14 protein-coding genes are annotated in these 16,377 nt (G+C 70.2%); 6 read left to right on the forward strand and 8 right to left on the reverse strand.

What is annotated here, in order from left to right:
* Positions 1 to 299: 299 nt before the first annotated feature.
* From ACTMTU_RS31615 to ACTMTU_RS31625, 3 genes are all read left to right on the forward strand, one after another.
* A complete protein-coding gene (locus tag ACTMTU_RS31615) occupies positions 300 to 1,466 on the forward strand; it encodes a mandelate racemase/muconate lactonizing enzyme family protein (RefSeq protein WP_441266851.1) in 1,167 nt (388 codons plus the stop codon).
* Complete coding sequence (locus ACTMTU_RS31620) at positions 1,463 to 2,509, forward strand: zinc-dependent alcohol dehydrogenase (RefSeq protein ID WP_441266852.1); 1,047 nt, start codon at positions 1,463 to 1,465, stop codon at positions 2,507 to 2,509. Before ACTMTU_RS31615 ends, ACTMTU_RS31620 begins: the two co-directional genes overlap by 4 nt.
* A 98-nt stretch (positions 2,510 to 2,607) precedes the next feature.
* The gene (locus ACTMTU_RS31625) at positions 2,608 to 3,585 is read left to right on the forward strand and encodes a hypothetical protein (RefSeq protein WP_441266853.1); all 978 of its coding nucleotides are present in this window, start codon (positions 2,608 to 2,610) and stop codon (positions 3,583 to 3,585) included.
* Between the two features lie 63 nt (positions 3,586 to 3,648).
* Here ACTMTU_RS31625 and ACTMTU_RS31630 read toward each other — a convergent pair whose 3' ends face one another.
* From ACTMTU_RS31630 to ACTMTU_RS31665, 8 genes are all read right to left on the reverse strand, one after another.
* On the reverse strand, positions 3,649 to 4,638 hold the full coding sequence (locus ACTMTU_RS31630; protein WP_441266854.1) for an arabinan endo-1,5-alpha-L-arabinosidase: 990 nt from the start codon (positions 4,636 to 4,638) through the stop codon (positions 3,649 to 3,651).
* A gap of 56 nt (positions 4,639 to 4,694) precedes the next feature.
* A complete protein-coding gene (locus tag ACTMTU_RS31635) occupies positions 4,695 to 5,594 on the reverse strand; it encodes a carbohydrate ABC transporter permease (protein WP_441266855.1) in 900 nt (299 codons plus the stop codon).
* Positions 5,591 to 6,550 (reverse strand): carbohydrate ABC transporter permease, encoded by a 960-nt coding sequence (locus ACTMTU_RS31640; RefSeq protein ID WP_441266856.1) that lies wholly within the window; start codon positions 6,548 to 6,550, stop codon positions 5,591 to 5,593. The genes ACTMTU_RS31635 and ACTMTU_RS31640 overlap by 4 nt, the downstream gene beginning before the upstream one ends.
* Positions 6,547 to 7,887, reverse strand: a complete 1,341-nt coding sequence (locus ACTMTU_RS31645) for an extracellular solute-binding protein (protein ID WP_441266857.1) — start codon at positions 7,885 to 7,887, stop codon at positions 6,547 to 6,549. The genes ACTMTU_RS31640 and ACTMTU_RS31645 overlap by 4 nt, the downstream gene beginning before the upstream one ends.
* 109 nt (positions 7,888 to 7,996) lie before the next feature.
* Positions 7,997 to 9,526: an arabinosylfuranosidase ArfA gene (arfA, locus tag ACTMTU_RS31650; RefSeq protein WP_441266858.1), complete on the reverse strand. Its 1,530-nt coding sequence runs from the start codon at positions 9,524 to 9,526 to the stop codon at positions 7,997 to 7,999.
* A 26-nt stretch (positions 9,527 to 9,552) separates the two neighbouring features.
* Entirely contained in the window at positions 9,553 to 10,578 is a 1,026-nt protein-coding gene (locus tag ACTMTU_RS31655) for an arabinan endo-1,5-alpha-L-arabinosidase (protein WP_441266859.1), read from the reverse strand.
* Positions 10,579 to 10,816: 238 nt separating this feature from the next.
* Positions 10,817 to 11,668, reverse strand: coding sequence for an SMP-30/gluconolactonase/LRE family protein (locus ACTMTU_RS31660; protein ID WP_441266860.1), 852 nt, complete (start codon positions 11,666 to 11,668; stop codon positions 10,817 to 10,819).
* Entirely contained in the window at positions 11,665 to 12,438 is a 774-nt protein-coding gene (locus ACTMTU_RS31665; protein ID WP_441266861.1) for an IclR family transcriptional regulator, read from the reverse strand. The genes ACTMTU_RS31660 and ACTMTU_RS31665 overlap by 4 nt, the downstream gene beginning before the upstream one ends.
* Positions 12,439 to 12,631: 193 nt before the next feature.
* Between ACTMTU_RS31665 and ACTMTU_RS31670 the strand changes: the two genes are divergently transcribed.
* Genes ACTMTU_RS31670 through mmsA form a run of 3 tightly spaced genes read left to right on the forward strand, consistent with a single transcriptional unit; the run spans position 12,632 to position 16,373 of the window.
* A complete protein-coding gene (locus ACTMTU_RS31670; protein ID WP_441266862.1) occupies positions 12,632 to 13,702 on the forward strand; it encodes a hypothetical protein in 1,071 nt (356 codons plus the stop codon).
* Positions 13,703 to 13,707: 5 nt separating this feature from the next.
* Positions 13,708 to 14,811 (forward strand): multiple monosaccharide ABC transporter substrate-binding protein, encoded by a 1,104-nt coding sequence (gene chvE / locus ACTMTU_RS31675; RefSeq protein ID WP_441266863.1) that lies wholly within the window; start codon positions 13,708 to 13,710, stop codon positions 14,809 to 14,811.
* The gene (gene mmsA / locus ACTMTU_RS31680; RefSeq protein WP_441266864.1) at positions 14,811 to 16,373 is read left to right on the forward strand and encodes a multiple monosaccharide ABC transporter ATP-binding protein; all 1,563 of its coding nucleotides are present in this window, start codon (positions 14,811 to 14,813) and stop codon (positions 16,371 to 16,373) included. The genes chvE and mmsA overlap by 1 nt, the downstream gene beginning before the upstream one ends.
* The last annotated feature ends 4 nt before the right edge of the window (positions 16,374 to 16,377 follow it).

A 16,377-nucleotide genomic window follows, 5' to 3' on the forward strand; every position in this document is an offset into this window, starting at 1 on the left:
GCGTCCACCTCCCCCACCGACGCCTCCACCCCGACCCGCTCCCGCCGCTTCCCGCTACGGGGGTCGACACTCCAGACAGGCGTGGTAGTCACGTGCGTGCCTCCAAGACGTTGCATGGCGTCCGATACGTTCGAGATTTCGGACAGCGTTCCTCATTTCGGACGGCTGCAGGCTATGCTTCTACGGAAAAGCGGTCAAGCGCGCCGGCGCCCCATTGACATGCGTTCATCTGCATCCCTACTGTCGCGGCAGAATTTCGAACGCCTGTCGAAATATCGAACACGACTGGAGCAACTGCCTTGCGCATCACGGGAATCAGCACACATGTGATCGGCACGCCCTGGCGCAATCTCACCTACGTCCAGGTGCACACCGACGAAGGGCTCACCGGCATCGGGGAGACCCGGATGCTGGGCCACACCGACGCGCTGGTGGGCTATCTGCGCGAGGCCGAGGCCAACCACATCACCGGATCCGACCCGTTCGCCGTCGAAGACCTCGTGCGCCGCATGAAGTACGGCGACTACGGGCGCGCCGGCGAGATCGTGATGTCCGGCATCGCGTGCGTGGAGATGGCCTGCTGGGACATCAAGGGCAAGGCCCTCGGCGTGCCCGTCTGGCAGCTCCTCGGGGGCAAGGTCCACGACCGCGTCAAGGCGTACGCCAACGGCTGGTACACCACGGAGCGGACCCCGGAGGCCTACCACAAGGCCGCGCGCACGGTCATGGAGCGCGGCTACCGCGCCCTGAAGATCGACCCGTTCGGCACCGGGCACTACGAGCTGTCCCACGAGGAGACGCTCTACTCCGTGTCGCTGATCGAGGCCGTGCGGGACGCCATCGGACCCGACGCGGAGCTGATGCTCGAGATGCACGGACGTTTCTCCCCTTCCACCGCGGTGCGCCTGGCGAACGAGCTGGCTCCCTTCCGGCCGGCCTGGCTGGAGGAGCCGGTGCCGCCGGAGAACCTCAAGGCACTGAAGAAGGTGGCGGAGAAGGTCGACATGCCCGTCGCCACCGGTGAGCGCATCCACGACCGCATCGAGTTCCGCGAGCTGTTCGAGTCGCAGGCCGCCGACATCCTCCAGCCGGACGTCGGCCACATCGGCGGCATCTGGGAGACCCGCAAGCTCGCCGCCACGGCGGAGACGCACTACATGCTCGTCGCACCCCACAACGTGGGCGGCCCCGTCCTGACGGCCGCGTCGCTGCAGGTCGGCTTCTCCACACCGAACTTCAAGGTGCTCGAGCACTTCAACGACTTCGCGGACGCCGAGATCAAGAAGGTCGTCAAGGGCGCCCCGCAGGTCGACCCCGAGACCGGTTGCTTCGAGCTGTCCCACGCACCGGGGCTCGGAGTGGAGCTCGACACCGAGGCGGCCGCCGAATTCCCGCAGCAGCAGGCCCGGTTCGACCTGTGGGCCGAAGGCTGGGAGAAGCGCGCCCCGAAGGGGAAGCAGTCGTGAGCCCGGAGCCGCCGGGTGCCGGCGGCACGGCGGCCCCTCCGCGGGCGGTCGTGCTCGACGGCCCCGGCCGGTTCCGGCTGGCCGGGCACACCCCCCGCCGCCCCGGCCCCGGCGAGGCCCAGGTCCGCGTCGCCGCGGTCGGCATCTGCGGCAGTGACCGGGAGGTGTTCCAGGGCAACCGGCCGGAGGGGTACGTCCGTTACCCCGTCACCCCGGGCCACGAGTGGTCGGGGACGGTCGCCGCCGTCGGGGACGGTGTGCCCGGCTCGCTCGTCGGCCGGAAGGTGGTCGGCGAGGGGTTCCGCAACTGCCAGGTGTGCGACCGCTGCCACGCCGGTGACACCACCCTGTGCGGCGCCGGCTACGAGGAGACGGGATTCACGCAGGCCGGAGCGATGGCCGCGACCCTCACCCTCCCGGCCCGGCTGCTACACCCGCTGCCCGACGACGCCGATCTGACGGCCGCCGCCCTTCTCGAACCCGCCGCGTGCGTCGCCGCGGCGGCCCTCAAGGCGGACGTGCGGCCCGGTGAGCGGGTCGCCGTCGTGGGCACGGGCACGCTCGGCATGCTCGCAGCGCAACTGCTCGCCGCCTGCTCCCCCGCCGCGCTGCTGATGGTCGGCACCCGGCCGGACCGTGCCGCACTCGCCCGCTCCTTCGGCGCGACCGAGTACCGCACGGTGGACGAGCTGCCCCTGCCGGACGAGTTCGACGTCGTCGTCGAGGCGGCCGGTTCGGCCACGGCCGCCCGCACGTCCGCCGGTCTGCTGCGGCGTGGCGGCCGTCTGGTGCTCACGGGCATCCCCGCGGCCGGCGCCGCCGGGCTCGACCCGACCGATCTGGTGGTGCGTCAGCTGGAGGTGCAGACCGTGTTCGGCGCGACCCCCGCGGCCTGGGCGCATGCGGTACGCGCCTTCGCCGCCGGACTGCTCACACCGCTGCCGCTGGTCACGCACGAGCTGTCGCTCGACGAGTTCGAGCGGGCCATCGGCCTGGTGGGATCGGGCGACCCCGAGGTCGGCAAGGTGCTGCTGCGCCCCTGAGACGAGGGCGCCGGGCGGCGCGACCGCCGCCCGGCCCACACCCAAGGTCTCGAACATTGTTCGTGATATCGAACCATTTTCTTCAGTCGAGGAGATCCATGTCCCCGTCCGCAATGCCTCGCTCAACGCCTCGCAGGCCCGGTGAACCCGCCCTCGCCGCCCTCGGGCTCGAGGGCCCGGCCCTCGACCCCGCCGACGCCTCCCCGCACTCCTTCCCCGACGGCGGTCGCTGGCGGGTGGAGATCCCCTCCGTGGAGGGCCCCGAGGCGCTGGCCGCGGTGCTCAAGGAGTCGACCAGGCTCGACGTCCCCGTACACCGCGTCAGCCAGGGCAGCGGCGTCTGGATGCTCGGCGACGACGAGATCACCGAGATGGTGGAGGCGACCGCCGAACGCGACATCGAGCTCTGCCTGTTCACCGGACCGCGCGGCACCTGGGACATCGGCGGCTCCACCCGTACCGACTCGCGGGGCGGCGGGCTGCGCGCCCGGGGGCACGACGCGGTCGCCGGCTGTGTGGAGGACGCCGTCCGCGCCACCGAGCTGGGGGTGCGCTGTCTGCTCGTCGCCGACGAGGGGGTGCTGTGGACCCTGCACCGGGCACGGTCGCGCGGTCTCCTGCCCGCCGGCACCACGCTGAAGGTCTCCGCGCTCATCGGCCCCGTCAACCCCGCCGCGTACGCAGTGTACGAGCGGCTCGGCGCCGACTCCCTCAATGTGCCCAGTGACCTGACGCTGGACCACCTCACCCAGATCCGCCGGGTGAGCGGTGCGCCGATGGACATGTACGTGGAGGCGCCGGACGACCTCGGCGGCTACATCCGTATGTACGAGATCGCCGAGTTGATCCGCCGGGGCGCCCCGATCTACCTCAAGTTCGGCCTCTCCAAGGCCCCGTCGATCTACCCCTCCGGCCTGCACCTGCGGGAGACCGTCCTCAGCACCGCCCGTGAGCGGGTCCGCCGCGGCCGGCTCGTGCTCGACCTGCTGGCCCGGCACGGCGCCGGCGACGCGATGTCGCCGCTCGGTTCGCGGCTGCCGGGCGAGCTGCGGCGCTTCGAGGACGCCGGCGTCTGAGACACCCGAAGGCCGGGGCCGCACCGATCGGTGCGGCCCCGGCCTTCGTGCTGCGTGTGCCGGTCAGTAGACGGCCGGCCAGCCGCCGCCCCAGCCCAGCAGGTTGACCCCGAGCTTGGGGGTGCCACCGTCCTGGCCGTCGTAGTAGTGGTAGACGAGCAGGTGGCCGTCCGCGTCCTTGATGACGGACTGCCCGCCCGGGCCGATCACCCGGCCGTGGGACTCGAGGACGAGCGTGCCGCCGTTGTTCATCATCGGCACGCCGGCGCGGTCGGTGTAGGGCCCGGTGACGCGGCCGGCCCGCCCGACCTTGATCTTGTAGGTGGACGAGGTGCCTGCGCAGCACGTGTCGTACGAGGCGAAGAGGTAGTAGAGGCCGTTGCGCTTGACCAGTTGCGGCGCCTCGACGGCGCGGCTGCCGGTGGGACGGGAGGCGAGGGAGTACCGCGTCCTGTCGCCGGCGTGCTGCTTGCCCGTGCCGGGGTCGAGGCGGATCATCTTGATCCCGGTCCACCAGGAACCGAAGGTGAGCCACCAGGTTCCGTCGTCGTCGACGAACAGGTTCGGATCGATGGCGTTGTGGTCGCTCGACGCGTCCGTGCTGTGGACGATGCCGTGGTCGGTCCAGCTGCCCGGCAGGCCGGTGGAGGACGTCGCGAAGCCGATCGCCGACGTGTTGGAGCCGAAGCGGGAAACGGCGTAGTACATCGAGTACTTGCCGCCGTGGTACGAGATGTCGGGGGCCCATGCCTCCGGTACGGAGGAGTAGCGGCTCCACCAGGAAGGCGCGGTGGGGAAGGCGGAGCCTCCGGCCCGGAAGGCGATCCGGTCGGTGGACGAGCGCATGGCCAGTCCGCCGCCGGTGGCGTAGAGCAGGTAGGTGCCGTCGGAGCGGCGGACCATGGTGGGGTCGTGCACCACGATGTCGCCGGTCACGTGCCCCGGCGCCGGGTAGGCGAGTGCCGTACCCGGGGCCAGGGCCATCAGCGTGGCCAGGGGGATCGACACCAGTGCGCGTGCGAGCGGGCGGGGCAGGAGTGCTGTGCGGCTCATTGCGGTGACTCCTTCTTCGGACAACCGTACCGACGGGCCCGCTCTTCGGGCCCGTCCTACTGGCCGGCGAGACCCGTGTGCGCGATACCGCGCACGATCTGCCGCTGGAAGAGCATGAAGACGATCAGCAGGGGCAGTCCGGCGATCACGAGCGCCGCCATGATCTGCGCGTAGCGGACGCCGAACGAGGACTGGACGTTGACCAGGCCGACGGGCAGGGTCATGCCGCCCGGATCGGTGGTCACCAGGAACGGCCAGAGGAAGTTGTTCCAGGTGGAGATGAAGGTGAAGATCGCGACGGCGGCGAGCACCGGTCGGGACAACGGCATCACGATCGTCCAGAACACCCGCCAGCGTCCGGCGCCGTCGACGAACGCGGCCTCCTCGAGCTCGCGGGGCACTCCCTCGAAGAACTTCACCAGGATGAAGACCATGGCCGGGACTGCGACCTGAGGCAGGATCACGCCCCAGTAGGTGTCGACGAGTCCGAGCTGCACCATCTCGGTGAACAGCGGGGCGATGAGCACCTGCGGCGGCACCATGATGCCGGCGAGCACCACTCCGTAGAGCAGCTTGCGGCCGCGGAAGTCGGTGCGGGTGAAGCCGTACGCGGCCATCGCGCAGGTCAGGACCGTCAGCACGGTCGTCATGACCGAGATGTACGCGGAGTTCATCATCCAGCGCATCAGGTCGCCGGACTCCCACACCTTGGTGTACGCCTCGAACGTGATCCGCGAACCGAACCACTCGAGCGGGGTCTTCGTCGTCTCGCCCTCCGGCTTCAGCGAGGTGGCGACCGCCCAGGCGAGCGGGATCAGCCAGGCCACGGTGAGGGCCAGGGCGACGACCAGCAGAGTGATCCTGCCCGCGCTCCAGCGGGGCCGGCGGCCCGTGGATCCGGCGTCGGAGGCCGTGCGGGGCGCGCGACGGGGGGTGATGGTGGCGGAACCGCTCACTTTGCGGCCTCCTCAGCTCGGCGCCGGGACAGCATCGGCTGCACCAGGGAGACGATCAGGATCAGGGCGAAGAAGATGTAGGACACCGCGGAGGCGTAACCGATGCGGTAGCCGGTGAAGCCCTGCTGGTAGACGTACTGCAGGATCGGCCGGGTCGATTCGTCCGGACCGCCGCCGGTCATGATGTAGACCTGGTCGAAGATCTTCAGAGATGCCAGCACCTGGAGGACCACCACCAGTCCGGTGGTGCGGCGCAGCATCGGCAGGGTGATGTGCCACAGCCGGTTCCAGGCCCCGGCGCCGTCGAGTTCGGCGGCCTCGTACAGGTGGACCGGGATGGCCTGGAGGGCGGCGAGGTAGAGCAGGAAGTTGAAGCCGACGGTCCACCAGACGGTGGTCGCCACGACGGAGAGCATGGCGTAACGCTCGTCGCTGAGCCATCCGATGCCCGGTTCCAGTCCTACGGCGGCCAGCAGCTGGTCGGCGAGGCCGAAGCCGGACGGGAAGATCATCTGCGCGAAGAGCAGACAGACGACGCCGGACGGCAGCAGGAACGGCGCGAACCAGCTGAGCCGCCACAGCCACTGCACCACCCTCAACTGGTGGGACAGCAGGGCCAGTCCGAGGCCCACGAGGACCAGCGGGACGGTGGAGAGCACCGTGAACCAGACCGTGTTCCACAGCGAGGACCAGACGTCGGGATCGGCGAGGGCCTCGGCGTAGTTGGCGAAGCCGACGAACGCCCCTTCCTTTCCGGTGATGTTCTCGCTCGTCATGCTCATCCCGAGGCCGGAAAGCAGCGGCCAGATCAGGAACATGGCGTAGACGAGCAGGAACGGGGTGACGAACACCAGGCCGTGCTCGGTCCACTTGCGGTGGACCGGGCGGACCGGCCCGCCGGGGGCGGCGGCGCGCTTCGTCACCGGTGACGGCGGTGCCGCGGTGGTGGTGGTCATGACGCGGCTCCGGGGAGTGGGTTGGGGGTGTCGAGGAGGTTCCGGAGGCGGGCCTTGGCCTCCGTGAGGGCACCGCGCGGGGTGCGGGACCCGGTGAGCACGCCGGAGAAGACGGCACCGAGTTCGATCCACATCCGGGAGGCGGAACCGGTGAACCATGCGGGCTCGTCGAGCGCCACGTCGTCGATCACGCCGCGGTACTCGGACTGCGGTTTCAGTTCGAGATACGCGGGATCCTTCAATACCGGGAGGTACGCGGGCACATGGCCGCCCTCGGCCCAGGCGACGGAGTTGCGGAGCATCCAGGCGACGAGCCGGTGCGCGGCCTCGTTGGTCGCGCCGCCGCGGGCGGCCTGGTGCGGGAGGACGAAGGCGTGGCAGTCGGCCTGGGTGCCGGGCCGGCCGAAGAGGGTGGGCACGGTGGTCATGGAGAACGGGATGCCGGTGGTGCGGAAGGAGGAGATCTCCCATTCGCCGTTGAGGTGGAAGGCGGTCTTTCCGCCGTTGAAGATGCCGACGGAGGCGCCGTAGTCGGCGCGGCGCACCATCAGCCCCTCCTCCGCGAGGCCGGCCATGTACTCGAGCACCCGCAGCGCCTTGGTGTCGTCGAGGGAGAGGCGCTTGCCGTCCTCGGAGAGGACCTTGCCGCCGGTCTGCGAGTAGAAGGTGGCGAACAGCCGCCACGGGGTGATGCAGTCGGGTCCGAGTGTCTCGGTCACGAGGCCGGGCCGACCGGTCACCTTCTTCGCTGCGCGCAGCGCGTCGGCGAACTCCTCGGCTCCTTCGATCGGTTTGAGCCGGCCGCCCGCCATGAGGCCGGCCTTCTCGCACACCTCCGTCTGGAAGTAGAGGACGAAGGGGTGCGTGTCGAGCGGGACGGCGTACTGCTCGCCGGCCACCCGGCCGCGCTGCCAGATGCCGGCCGGGAAGTCCTGTTCGCGGACCCCGAGGTCGGCGAGGAGGTCGAGGTCGAAGGGGTCGATGAGCCGGCCGGGGGCGAAACCGGCGAGCCTCGCCAGGTGCAGCACGGCCAGTTCGGGCGCGCGTCCGCCGGCGCCGGCCATGCCCAGTTTCGTGTAGTAGGGGGCACCCCACTGGAGGGTCGCCGCCTCCAGGGAGACGTCCGGGTGCTCGGCACGGAACTCGTCGAGCATGCCCTGCATGTTGACGCCGTCCCCGCCGCCGAACAGATGCCAGAACCGCAGGCGGGTCTGCCCCGGTCCGGCGACGGTGGACGGTGCGGCGCAGCCGGACAGCGGGCCGAGGGCCGTGGTGGCGGCCAGGGCGCCGATGCCGCCGGCGAGGGCGCGGCGCCGGCTGAGGCGATGTGGATGCATGGCGGCTCGTCTCCGAGGAAGAAGGGGTCGGCGTGTGGTGCGGTGTCCCGGGAGGGCCGCCCGGCCCCGGTGCCTGACGCGACCGGGGGCGGGCGGCGGCTTGTGCGTGTCAGGAGCCGGCGGTCAGCCGGATCACGTTCCATGACAGGGGCTCGAGCGTGACGTCGAGGACGCCGTCCGCGAGGACGGCCCCTTCGCCCGCGTGGGGCACGACGCGCTCGGGCTCCGCGAGGGTGTTGCGGGCCTCCGGGTCGGCGTCGCTGAGGACGCTGTGCTCCTCGACGTGGGTCACGTCCAGCCCGGTGAGGGCGACCTGGAGCGGCAGCGGGTCGCTCTGGCTCCGGTTGACGGCGAAGACGGTGACGGCGCCGGTGTCCTTGTCGCGTACGGCGGTCGCGTGCAGCAGCGGCACCTCGCCATGGGCGGCGGTCCGGTAGGTGGGCGAGTCGGCGCGTACGTCGAGGACCTCGCCCCGCCCGTAGCGGGACGCCTGGGCGAAGGGGAAGAACGTGGTCTGCCGCCAGGCCGGCCCGCCGGGCTCCGTCATGATGGGGGCGATCACGTTGACGAGTTGGGCGAGGCAGGCGACGGTGACCCGGTCGGCGTGGCGGAGCAGGGTGATGAGCAGCGAGCCGAAGACGACGGCGTCGGTGACGCTGTAGTTGTCCTCGAGCAGCCGCGGGGCCTCGGGCCAGTCCAGGGGGTTGGCCCTGCTCTCGGCCTCGAACCGCTTCATGTACCAGACGTTCCACTCGTCGAAGGAGAGCTGGATGCGCTTCTTCGACTTGAGCCGGGCTCCGACGTGGTCGCAGGTGGCGACGACGTTCTCGATGAACGACTCCATGTCCACGGCGGAGGCGAGGAACGAGTCGCGGTCGCCGTCGATCTCCTCGTAGTAGGCGTGCAGCGAGATGTGGTCGACGAGGTCGTACGCCTCCTGGAGGACGGTCGCCTCCCAGGTGGCGAAGGTGGGCATGGCCTGGCTGGAGCTGCCGCAGGCGACCAGCTCGAGGTCGGGGTCGATCTGCCGCATGGCACGGGCGGTCTCGGCGGCCAGCCGGCCGTATTCCTCCGCCGTCTTGTGACCGGTCTGCCAGGGGCCGTCCATCTCGTTGCCGAGGCACCAGAGGCGGATGCCGAACGGGTCCTTGTCGCCGTGCGCGATGCGCTGGTCGGAAAGGGCGGTGCCGGCAGGGTGGTTGGCGTACTCCTGGAGCTGGAGTGCCTCGGCCACGCCCCTCGTACCGAGGTTCACGGCCATCATCGGCTCCGCCTGCGGCCCGATCTTCCCCAGGAAGGCCATGAACTCGCTCAGCCCGAACCGGTTGGTCTCCGTGGACCGCCAGGCGAGGTCGAGGCGGCGCGGCCGCTCGTCGGCGGGGCCGACGGAGTCCTCCCACCGGTAGCCGGAGACGAAGTTGCCTCCCGGGTAGCGGACGGCGGTGACGCCCAGTTCCCGGACCAGGTCGAGGACGTCGGTGCGCAGCCCGGCCTCGTCGGCGGACGGATGGTCCGGCTCGAAGATGCCGGTGTACACGCAGCGGCCCAGGTGCTCGACGAAGGAGCCGAAGAGACGGGGGTTCACCTCGCCCACGGTGAAGGCGGGGTCGAGGGTGAAGCGGGCGTTGCTGTCGGGCATGGTGTCCTTCCGGGAGGTTCGGGGGATCAGGGGGTGACGACGGGCCAGCCGTCCTTGCCCCAGGTCAGGCTGTTGAGGCCGAGCTTGGGCACCCCGGCGTCGTCGGCGTCGTAGTAGTGGTAGACGAGGACGTCCCGGCCGCGGTCGCGGAGGACGGACTGACCGCCGGTGCCGAGGTACCGGCCGTGGCCGGCGAGCAGGAGTTCACCGCCGCCGTCGGTCATCGCGGTGCCGTCGCGGTCGTAGTACGGACCGGCCGGGTGCGTGGCGCGCCCGACGCGGATGTTGTAGGTCGAGTCGGTGCCGGCGCAGCAGCGGTCGTAGGAGACGAACAGGTAATAGCGGCCCTGGTGTTCGACGATGTAGGGCGCCTCGACGGCGTAGGGCTCGTCGGGGCGGGTGGCGAGGTGCAGGACCTCGGGGTCGGCGGTGCGGGGCTTGCCCGTGGCGGGGTCGAGCTCGATCATGCGGATGCCGGTCCAGTACGAGCCGAAGGACATCCAGAGCCGGCCGCGTGCCTGGAGGATGGCGGGGTCGATGGCGTTGTAGTGGTCGCCGGTGGTGGTGGCGAAGACCGTTCCGCGGTCCTCCCAGGTGCCGGGCCTGCCGGTGCGGGAGGTGGCCAGGCCGATCGCGGAGTGGTTGGAGCCGAAGGAGGAGACGGCGTAGTAGAGCCAGTAGACGCCGTCGCGGTAGGTGACCTCGGGCGCCCACGGGTCGCCTTCCGCGGAGTAGGCGCGCCACCAGTCGGGGATGTCGGTGAAGGCGGACCCGGCGCGCTGCCATGTCCTGCCGTCGCGTGAGGTGCGGGCCTCGATCTTGCCGTGGGTGGAGTAGACGACGTACGTGCCGTCCTTCAGGAGGACGGCGGAGGGGTCGTGGACCTCGGTGTCGCCGGTGACGGGACGGGGGTCCGGATAGCCCGCGGAGGTGGCCGGGGCGGGGGCGGCGTGGCCGGGGAGGACGCCGGCGCCGATGAGCGCGACGGTGACGGCGGTGGTGGCGAGGGCCGCTCTGAGGCGGTGGCCCTGCCGGGGGCGCGGGGAGTTCATGAAGGGCGGCTCCTTCATCGGGCGAGGGGATGCGGGGGCGGAACCGTCGATACCTGGTGTTCGAAATTTCGACGCTCGCTCGCAACTTCGAACGGGACCGTAGACGCGGGGAAACCGGACGTCAATGGCTTTCGCTGAAATGACGAACGACGTTCGACTCGCCGAACAATGCTGGCAGTTGAGACCCCGGCGATGCCCCGACAGGCCCCTCCGCCACACCGGCAGAGGGGTCCCTGGTTCAGCCGGCGAAGGCGGGCTGAGCGAGCCCCAGTCCTGCGCCGGGCAGCACCAGCAGCGAGCCGGACAGCGGGTGCGGCGCGGTCTGCCCCTTGCGGGCGGACGTGACATACAGGTCGGTGAGCCCCGCGCCGCCGAACGCACAGGCGGTGGGCCGTCGCACGGGGAGCTCAACGACGCGGTCGAGCACGCCCTCCGGCGTGTAGCGGCGCACCGCGGCCCCGTCCCACAGGGCAACCCAGACGCATCCGTCGGCGTCGACGGTGAGTCCGTCGGGGTAGCCCGCGCCGCCCTCGACGACGGCCAGCGGACGCCGGTTCACCGGCAGGGGATCCTCGGGAGACAGGTCGAACACGTCGATACGGCGGGTCGGCGAGTCGATGTAGTACATCCGGCGGCCGTCGGGGCTCCAGCCGGTGCCGTTGCTGACGGTGACGTCGAAGAGGACGGTGGTCGCCGTACCGTCCGGCGTGGTCCGGGTGAGCGTTCCGCCGCCCGGCGCCTCGTCGTAGCGCATCGTCCCCGTCCACAGCGAGCCGTCGGGGGCGACCGCGGCGTCGTTGCCCCGGCACCCCGGGACCGGATCCCGGTGCAGCCAGCGGAAGGCGCCGTCGCTGTCGTAAAGTCCCACACCGTCACGGAGGTTGACGACGAGGCCCCCGTCCGCCCGGGGCTTGGCCGCGCCGACGTGCTGCTCGGTGGCCATGACCGTACGGCGACCGGTGGCGGGGTCGTAGGCGTGGACGCGTGAGCGCAGGATGTCGACCCACAGCAGGCGTTCGGCCACCGGGTCCCAGGTGGGGCCCTCGCCGAGCAGCGCGTCGTGACGTACCGCCACCTCCATGCCCTTCATGCGGAGGCCCGGTGGCCCAGGCGCTCGGACAGGTCGGCGGCGCCCTTGGCGGCCAGCGTCTCGAGCTCCGCGCGGCGCTCCTCGCTCCAGCGGATCATCGGCACGGAGATGGACAGCGCGGCGACGACCTGGCCGGAACGGTCACGCACGGGCGCGGCGACACAGCTGACGTCCGCGTTCGACTCCCGTCGTTCCAGCGCGATGCCGGCTTCCCGCACGGCCTCCAGTTCGGTACGCAGGACGGCCGGATCGGTGATGCTGTTGGGCGTCATGGCGACCAGTTCGGTGCCCGGCGCGAGGCGCGCGTCGAGCTCGCTGTCGGGAAGGGAGGCGAGCAGCATCTTGCCCACCGCGGTGCAGTGGGCGGGCAGGCTGCGGCCGGCGGCCGAGACCATGCGGACGGCGTGGGTGGAGTCGACCTTCGCGATGTAGAGGACGTGGGTGCCGTCCAGGATCGCGACGTGGACGGTCTCGTCGCAGGTCTCCGCGACGGAGCGGGCGACCTCCTGGCCCTCGTGGGCGAGGTCGAGCTGCTCGGCGTAACGGCTGCCCAGCTGGTAGAGACGTACTCCGAGGCGGTAGCGGCCGGAGCGGCCGTCCACGGGCACGATGTACGAGCGGGCCGCGAGCGTGGTGATGAGTTCGTGCACGGTGGTGCGCGGCAGTTGGAGTTTCCGGACGATATCGGGGGCCGACAGCGTCCCGTCCCCGTCGAGGAAGAGCTCCAGAATGTCGAGAGCACGGGTGACAGCGGGCACGAGACGTCCCATGGCTTTCCCCTTGTTCGATATATCAACGCTTGATCGGCAGAGCGAACAGTCTATCGCCGGCGACCGTTCCCGGTAAGGCGTCGGCGATCTTCGTGTTCGGCCGTCCGACCCATTGACACCCAGGTGGCTCGATCCTTAACGTCGCCCCAGAATCTCGAACGACGTCCGATATTTCGAACAATAGAGGTTGCTCGTGACCCCTCCCTCCGCCCGAACCTCCGGAGCCCGCCGCCCCGGTGGAGCGGCCCTCGCCGCACTCGGCCTGGCCGCGCCCGCAGAGAACCCCTCGGACGCCTCCGCGCACCGGTTCCCCGACGGCGGCAGCTGGCGCACCGAGATCCCCTCCTGCGAGGGCCCGGAGGTGCTGGCCGTCGTGCTCAAGGAGGCCGCCCGGCTGGACCTGCCGGTCCACCGCATCAGTCAGGGCAGCGGGGTGTGGATGCTCACCGACGACGAGATCAGCGAGATGGCGGGCGCCTGCGCCGAACGCGACATCGAGCTCTGCCTGTTCACCGGGCCGCGCGGCAGCTGGGACATCGGAGCCTCGACCCGCACGGACTCCGGCGGCTCAGGACTGCGGGCCCGTGGTCACGACGCACTCGCCGGCTGTGTCGAGGACGCTCTTCGCGCGACCGCCCTCGGCGTGCGCTGCCTCCTCGTCGCCGACGAAGGAGTCCTCTGGTGCCTGCACCGGCTGCGCGAGCAAGGGGTGTTGCCGGCCGACATGACGTTCAAGGTGTCCGCGCTGGTGGGTCCGGTGAATCCGGCGGCGTACGCCGTCCATGAACGACTCGGCGCCGACTCGGTCAACGTGCCCTCCGACCTGACGCTCGCCCACCTCACAGAGATCCGGCGGGCCAGTGCCGCACCGATGGACCTCTATGTGGAGGCGCCGGACGACCTCGGCGGCTATGTGCGCATGTACGAGGCGGCCGAGCTCATCCGGCGCGGTGCTCCCCTCTATCTGAAGTTCGGGCTGAGCAAGGCACCCGGCTTCTACCCGTACGGCGCCCACATGCGCGACACGATGCTGGCCTCCGCCCGGGAACGGGTCCGGCGCGGGCGGCTCACGCTCGACCTGCTCGCCCGTCTCGGCGCCGACGGCGGGATGTCGCCGCTCGGCTCGCGTCTCCCCGGTCCCCTGCACCGCTTTCCCGTGACGGACCTCCCCGAGACCGGCCCGTCCGTCACCGGTCCCACCGATCTGCCCGTCACCGACCTTGCCACCGCCTCTCCGGCGGCCGTGCCCTCACCTAAGGACTGATGAAGATGCGCAACCGCCGAGCCGCGGTCACCGCGATCACCGCCGCCCTCGCCCTGTCCCTCGCCGCCTGCGGCCAGAGCAGCACGGGCGGCAGCAAGCAGGAGCCGGAAGGGGGCAAGGAATCCACCGTCGGCATCGCCATGCCGACGAAGTCCTCGGAACGCTGGATCGCCGACGGCAACAACATGGCCGCCGAGTTCAAGAAGCTCGGCTACAAGACGGACCTGCAGTACGGCGAGGACGACGTCGACCAGCAGGTCTCCCAGATCGAGAACATGATCACCAAGGGTGTCGACGTCCTCGTGGTCGCGGCCATCGACGGGCGGGCCCTGGGTGACGTGCTGCGCCAGGCGAGCGAGCAGGGCGTCAAGGTCATCTCCTACGACCGCCTCATCCTCGGCAGCGAGGCCGTCAGTTACTACGCCTCCTTCGACAACGAGAAGGTCGGCGAACTCCAGGCCGGCTACATCGTGGACAAGCTGGGGCTGAAGGACGGCAGCGCCGAAGGCCCGTTCACCATCGAGCTGTTCGCCGGCTCTCCCGACGACAACAACACCCGCTTCTTCTTCCAGGGCGCCTGGAAGGTCCTCAAGCCGTACATCGACAAGAAGCAGCTCGTCGTCCGCAGCGGACAGACCAGGCTGGAGCAGATCACCACCCTGCGCTGGGACGGCGGCACCGCGCAGAAGCGCATGGACGACCTGCTGACCGGCTCGTACGGCTCGGACACCGTCGACGCGGTGCTCTCCCCGTACGACGGCATATCGATCGGCATCCTCTCGGCGCTCAAGTCGGACGGCTACGGCACCAAGGCCAAGCCCTACCCGGTCGTCACCGGGCAGGACGCCGAGGTCGCCTCGGTCAAGTCCATCATCGCCGGGCAGCAGACACAGACGGTCTACAAGGACACCCGGGCGCTCGCCAAGCAGGCCGTCCAGATGGCCGACGCCGTGCTGAACGACAAGAAGCCCGAGGTCAACGACACCACCACCTACGACAACGAGACGAAGGTCGTGCCGGCCTTCCTGCTCGACCCGGTCAGCGTCGACAAGACGAACTACAAGACGGTGCTGGTCGACTCGGGCTACATCAAGGCGAGCGACCTCTGATGCCGGGGGCCCCGGCGGTGGAACCCATCCTGGAGATGCGGTCCATCGGCAAGACGTTCCCGGGGGTGCGGGCCCTGTCCGACGTGACGCTGACCGTCGCGCCGGGCGAGGTCCACGCCATCTGCGGGGAGAACGGCGCCGGCAAGTCGACGCTGATGAAGGTGCTCAGCGGGGTGCACCCGCAAGGCAGTTACGAGGGGGACATCCTCTTCCAGGGCGAGACGTGCGCGTTCAAGGACATCCGGGCGAGCGAGGACCGCGGCATCGTGATCATCCACCAGGAGCTCGCCCTGGTGCCGTACCTGTCCATCGCCGAGAACATCTTCCTCGGCAACGAGCACGCCACGCGCGGGATCATCAGCTGGAACGAGACGCTGCGGCACGCCGCCGCGCTGCTCAAGCGGGTCGGCCTGCGCGAGCACCCGCAGACCCGGGTCGCGGACATCGGCGTCGGCAAGCAGCAGCTCGTGGAGATCGCCAAGGCGCTCTCCAAGAAGGTCAAACTGCTGATCCTCGACGAGCCGACGGCCGCGCTCAACGACGAGGACAGCGCCAAACTGCTGTCCCTCATCAAGGAGCTGAGGGAACAGGGCATCGCCTCGATCATCATCTCCCACAAACTGGGCGAGATCGCCGAGGTCGCCGACCGGGTCACCGTCATCCGTGACGGGCGCACCATCGAGACCCTCGGTGTGCGCGACGGCGACATGACGGAGGACCGCATCATCCGCGGCATGGTGGGCCGGGATCTCGACCACCGCTTCCCCGAACGCACCCCGTACACCGGGGAGCCCGGTGAGCACCCGGCGCTCGAGGTCCGCGACTGGACCGTGCACCACCCGATCGACCAGCAGCGCAAGGTCGTGGACCAGGTGTCGGTCAACGTCCGCCGGGGCGAGATCGTGGGTATCGCAGGGCTGATGGGCGCGGGCCGTACCGAGCTCGCGATGAGCGTGTTCGGACGCTCCTACGGGCGCAACATCAGCGGCACCGTCCTCAAGGACGGCAAGGAGATCCGCACCCGCACCGTCCCCGAGGCGGTGGGCCACGGCATCGCGTACGTCACGGAGGACCGCAAGCATTACGGCCTCAACCTGATCGACACCATCGGCCGGAACATCACCATGAGTGCACTCTCGAAGGTCGCCCGGCGCGGTGTCGTGGACGAACACGAGGAGCGGCGCGTCGCCGAGTCCTACCGGCGCAGCATGAACATCAAGGCGCCCACGGTCTTCGAGCAGGTGGGCCGGCTCTCCGGCGGCAACCAGCAGAAGGTCGTCCTCAGCAAGTGGATCTTCGCCGGGCCCGATGTGCTGATCCTCGACGAGCCCACGCGCGGCATCGACGTGGGTGCCAAGTTCGAGATCTACACGGTCATCGACCGGCTCGCCGCGGAAGGCAAGGCCGTCGTCTTCATCTCCTCCGAACTCCCCGAACTCCTCGGCATGTGCGACCGCATCTACACGATGTCCGCGGGCCGCCTCACGGGCGAGGTGCCTCGTGACCGGGCGAGCCAGGAAGTTCTCATGCGCCACATGACCAGCACCAGCGACAAGAGGTAACCGA

It is taken from the genome of Streptomyces sp. OZ13 (genome assembly GCF_052068155.1).
Taxonomy (GTDB): Bacteria; Actinomycetota; Actinomycetes; order Streptomycetales; family Streptomycetaceae; genus Streptomyces.

Coding starts and splice junctions, on each gene's coding strand:
- ACTMTU_RS31625 (WP_441266853.1), top strand. CDS start 2,608: ATGTCCCCGTCCGCAATGCCTCGCTCAACGCCTCGCAGGCCCGGTGAA.
- ACTMTU_RS31630 (WP_441266854.1), bottom strand. CDS start 4,638: ATGAGCCGCACAGCACTCCTGCCCCGCCCGCTCGCACGCGCACTGGTG.
- ACTMTU_RS31640 (WP_441266856.1), bottom strand. CDS start 6,550: ATGACCACCACCACCGCGGCACCGCCGTCACCGGTGACGAAGCGCGCC.
- ACTMTU_RS31645 (WP_441266857.1), bottom strand. CDS start 7,887: ATGCATCCACATCGCCTCAGCCGGCGCCGCGCCCTCGCCGGCGGCATC.
- arfA (WP_441266858.1), bottom strand. CDS start 9,526: ATGCCCGACAGCAACGCCCGCTTCACCCTCGACCCCGCCTTCACCGTG.
- ACTMTU_RS31655 (WP_441266859.1), bottom strand. CDS start 10,578: ATGAACTCCCCGCGCCCCCGGCAGGGCCACCGCCTCAGAGCGGCCCTC.
- ACTMTU_RS31660 (WP_441266860.1), bottom strand. CDS start 11,668: ATGAAGGGCATGGAGGTGGCGGTACGTCACGACGCGCTGCTCGGCGAG.
- ACTMTU_RS31665 (WP_441266861.1), bottom strand. CDS start 12,438: ATGGGACGTCTCGTGCCCGCTGTCACCCGTGCTCTCGACATTCTGGAG.
- chvE (WP_441266863.1), top strand. CDS start 13,708: ATGCGCAACCGCCGAGCCGCGGTCACCGCGATCACCGCCGCCCTCGCC.
- mmsA (WP_441266864.1), top strand. CDS start 14,811: ATGCCGGGGGCCCCGGCGGTGGAACCCATCCTGGAGATGCGGTCCATC.